At 64.6% G+C, this 3,605-nt stretch carries 5 protein-coding genes and 1 pseudogene; 2 read left to right on the forward strand and 4 right to left on the reverse strand.

Annotated elements, in window-relative coordinates:
- Window positions 1-298: pseudogene (locus EOD07_RS26770) on the reverse strand (hybrid sensor histidine kinase/response regulator); the annotation flags it as partial.
- Between the two features lie 152 nt (window positions 299-450).
- A complete protein-coding gene (locus EOD07_RS26775) occupies window positions 451-1,182 on the reverse strand; it encodes a response regulator transcription factor (RefSeq protein WP_041000470.1) in 732 nt (243 codons plus the stop codon).
- Window positions 1,183-1,275: 93 nt separating this feature from the next.
- Between EOD07_RS26775 and EOD07_RS26780 the strand changes: the two genes are divergently transcribed.
- Complete coding sequence (locus EOD07_RS26780) at window positions 1,276-1,977, forward strand: response regulator transcription factor (protein WP_040989351.1); 702 nt, start codon at window positions 1,276-1,278, stop codon at window positions 1,975-1,977.
- 71 nt (window positions 1,978-2,048) lie between these two features.
- Here the strand turns inward: EOD07_RS26780 and EOD07_RS37800 are convergent, their stop codons facing one another.
- Both EOD07_RS37800 and EOD07_RS26785 read right to left on the reverse strand, forming a co-directional pair.
- Window positions 2,049-2,213, reverse strand: a complete 165-nt coding sequence (locus tag EOD07_RS37800; protein WP_164772557.1) for a hypothetical protein — start codon at window positions 2,211-2,213, stop codon at window positions 2,049-2,051.
- Between the two features lie 33 nt (window positions 2,214-2,246).
- On the reverse strand, window positions 2,247-2,579 hold the full coding sequence (locus EOD07_RS26785; protein WP_127237551.1) for a hypothetical protein: 333 nt from the start codon (window positions 2,577-2,579) through the stop codon (window positions 2,247-2,249).
- A gap of 352 nt (window positions 2,580-2,931) precedes the next feature.
- Here EOD07_RS26785 and EOD07_RS26790 point away from each other — a divergent pair, with 352 nt between their 5' ends.
- Window positions 2,932-3,387, forward strand: coding sequence for a L,D-transpeptidase (locus EOD07_RS26790; protein ID WP_041000254.1), 456 nt, complete (start codon window positions 2,932-2,934; stop codon window positions 3,385-3,387).
- Window positions 3,388-3,605: the final 218 nt, after the last annotated feature.

Genomic DNA, 3,605 nt, shown 5'->3' on the forward strand with positions numbered 1-3,605 from the left:
CCTCTTCCGGCTGCGCGAATTGCCGGGCGAAGGTTTCGCCCAGTCCGTCGCCGCCGAAATCCGGGTCGATCCAATAGGCGGCGACGGACTGGGCGAAACCTTCGCCCGGCAATTCGCGCAGCCGGAAGAGGATGCCGCGCTGGCAATCCATTTTGCGGCACATCGTTTCCAGTATGCCGTCCATCTCGCGTTGCCAGTCGCCCGCCTCGCGCAGGCGGCGCACGACATGGACAGCCGCCATCGCGGCGCCGCCGGGACGCGAGCCATGCATATCGGTGCGCGCTGCATCAGCAGTCATGGTCATTCCAGGCCCGGATGTCGGTCGTTCAGAGCGTCCCTCCGTTTCATGGAAACGGGGAGCCGCTCTATCGCTTTGTTTTGACGCAATTCCGGATGGAAGGCTACGGCAAAGACGCCGAGCCTAACTGCTCACACTTTCCTGGAATTGCCCTAGTTGGCTTCGCCGCCGCTCGGCAGCGAGAAGATGTAGCCTTCGCCGCGCACCGTGCGCAGGAATTTCGGATTGGCGGGGTCGGCCTCGATCTTCTTTCGCAGCCGCATGATGCGGATGTCGACCGCGCGCGAGGATTCCGGATCCTCGACGAAGCCGATCGCCTCCGAAATCGCCGCCCGCGTCAGAAGCCGGTTGGCGCGGGTGAGGAAAACCTCGAGCACGTCGAACTCGCTCTTGGCCATCTCGATGACCGCGCCATTGGCGCCGATGACCAGGCGACCGTCGAAATCGGCCTGGAAGCCGCCGAAATTCATGAAGCGGCGATTGCCGGCTTCAGCCTTAGCCGCCTGCGGCTCGGCCGGCTGCGGCACGCGGCGCAGCACGCTGCGCACGCGTGCCAGCACCTCGCGCAATTCGTATGGCTTGACGATGTAGTCGTCGGCGCCGAGCTCCAGCCCGACGATGCGGTCGAGCGCGGTGCCGGCGGCAGTGGCGTAGATGATGCCGATCGGCGTTTTCGAGCGCAGCCAGCGACCGAGCGACAGCCCGTCCTCGCCGGGCATGGCGATGTCGAGGATGGCGAGGTGGAAGGACTGCGCCTCGAACAGCGCGCGCGCCGCCACGGCATTCTCGGCCGTCACGACATCATAGCCGCTGGCTGCGAGATACTCGGCCACGGCCTCCCTCAGATCCGGTTCGTCCTCGACGACTATGATGCGTGCCTTCACGACGCGCTCGCTCCCGCTTTCAGCGGAAAGTAGATTGGGTATAAACATGATGTCCAGCACTCATCTCGAGTTGTCTGTGGCGGGGTGGAGAAAATGGCTGCACGATCCGTCATTGCGCTTGTGTCCGTCGCCGAGGTGGTGGCCGGCGATCTCGCCGACCATCTCGAGCGGCGCGGGCACGACGTGCGGCAGGCGCGCCAGCCCTGGGAGGCGGAGACGCTGCTTTCGGCCGGCGGCATCGATGTCGTGGTGGTCGGCGACGAGGTCACCCAGGCCGAGGGCCGCGAGCTGCTCAGGCGTTACAGCAGCCAGGGCGGGGGTGGCGAGGGCGGTCCCGATTTCATCCTGATCTGCCGGCCGCGCGACCTCGTCGACAAGGTGCTGGCGCTTGAGCTCGGTGCTGCCGACGTTATCGAAAGTCCGCTCAACGTGCGCGAGCTTGCCGCGCGCATCGGCGGCCTGCTGATGAGACGCGGCAGGGCCGCCGGGGAACTGATCGTGCTGGAAAACGCCACCGTCGATCTGCGGTCGGCCATGGTGATGCATCGCTCGGGCGCGGAGGAGCAGCTTTCCCCCGGGCAGGTAGCGCTGCTCAAGCTGTTTCTGGCGAGCCCGCGCAAGGTGCTGACGCGCGACGACATCATTGCCGCGGCGCCCGCCGAGAACGCCGACGCTTTCGACCGTTCGATCGATTCGCGCATCGTGCGGCTGCGCCGCAAGCTCGATACCGAGACCATCACCACCATCCGCGGCGCCGGCTATCGTTTCGATCCGCCGCTCTCGCGCAATGAGTGAGTCAAGATCGGCGAGGCTATCGAGCATCGAATTCCCGAAAGCGGTGATCATTTGGGTCCGGCGCCTGGCGTTCAGCGCACCATGACGACCGAGGGGCCGGTTGGAACGTTGGCACTGACGGTTATCCCGGCCGGGGCGCGCTCCTTCAGCAGCACCGTCGCCAGCGCGGCGAAGCCGAGCAGGCCCTGCGCGTAAAGCAGCGCGGAAAGCACCGAAGCGGCAAGTTTCGTCTTCATGTCCTATCCCCCAATCTCGATATCGCCGGTGCTTCAGGAACCTCCCGAAGCGCCCGCGCCGCTGACGGAGCCCCCCGCTGCGGCGCGGGCCTTCGGTCCTCTCGGCAGCAAGTAGCCGGAGGGGCCGCGCGTCCTCATCAGCCGACGGCCGACCCGCCAGAGGGCCTTCAGCCAGTGGACGCGCAGGCTGGAAACAATCCAGACCGTGGCGATGAACAGAGCCATGTGCAGTGTCGAAACCTCGCCGGCACTCATCGCCGCCAGCGTCGTCGCCGGGCTGCCGGCCACCGAGCCGGCGCCGCCGAGCACGATGGCCGCGACGCTGATCCCGAGAAGCCAGAAGCGGAGTTTCGATTTCCTGCCCATTTTCGTTTGCAGATGTCTGTTCCCGTTGCGTCAAATCTGCCGCCGGCCTGTATCCAGATCATGCCGCCGGAGACGCATTTTGTTGCAGATTGGTTTCGAAAGTGGGCCCCGGCCTTTCATATACGCCCGAAATGAACTTTCGTTTTGATCCAAGCTCATTGTGCGGCGCCTGATCTCGGCGCCCCCGAAAGCGGTCCGCGGTTCCGCCCGGCCAGCCCGTCCTTAATATTTAGAAACGAATTCGAAACAGAAACGAGCGCCAAGCGAAATAAGCCTGAAACGGGCGAACACGATAAGACCCCCCAATCGAATTGGAGCCGGCGCGACCGGCAAGAAACAGAGAGGGATCGTCATGCACACCGCCATTTCAGCCAAGCTCATCAATATCACCGCCGCCGCGCTCACCGGCGCGGCGCTGCTGTTCGGCGCCGGCAACGCCGCCCACGCCAATCAGATCGTCGCCAAGGTTTCGCTGTCGCAGCAGATCATGGAAGTCACGGTCGATGGCCGTCCGACCTACACCTGGAAAGTGTCGACCGGCGCGAGGGGGCACATCACGCCGACCGGCTCGTTCAAGCCGACCCGCATGCATGAGATGTGGTATTCGAAGAAGTACGACAATGCGCCGATGCCGCATTCGGTGTTCTTCAGCGGCGGCTATGCCGTCCACGCCACCTACGCCATCAGCCGGCTCGGCCGTCCCGCCTCGCATGGCTGCGTGCGGTTGCATCCCGATGCGGCGGCCGATTTCTACCAGCTCGTCGAGGCCTTCGGCCCCGGCAACACCAGCATCGTGATCGTGAAGTAACGCCGGGATAAAGTAGCTGGCAGGTTGCCGCCTTCCGCCGATCGCGAAGCCGTGAGGCAACCGCCAAAAAAAGAGGCCGGAATTTCCGGCCTCAGACTGCTGACAAACCCCTGGCGTTAGCCGGGGGTTTTTGATTCACTGGGTCATGTTGAAGCGACCCGCCCCCGAACAGACCGCGCTCGAGATGGTAACGTTGGACCAACTGGTCCCGGCTGATC

This window comes from Mesorhizobium sp. M2C.T.Ca.TU.002.02.1.1, from assembly GCF_003997225.1.

What these genes read in the sequence shown, in the direction of transcription:
- EOD07_RS26780 (WP_040989351.1), top strand. Translation starts at nt 1,276, where the DNA reads ATGGCTGCACGATCCGTCATTGCGCTTGTGTCCGTCGCCGAGGTGGTG.
- EOD07_RS37800 (WP_164772557.1), bottom strand. Translation starts at nt 2,213, where the DNA reads ATGAAGACGAAACTTGCCGCTTCGGTGCTTTCCGCGCTGCTTTACGCG.
- EOD07_RS26785 (WP_127237551.1), bottom strand. Translation starts at nt 2,579, where the DNA reads ATGGGCAGGAAATCGAAACTCCGCTTCTGGCTTCTCGGGATCAGCGTC.
- EOD07_RS26790 (WP_041000254.1), top strand. Translation starts at nt 2,932, where the DNA reads ATGCACACCGCCATTTCAGCCAAGCTCATCAATATCACCGCCGCCGCG.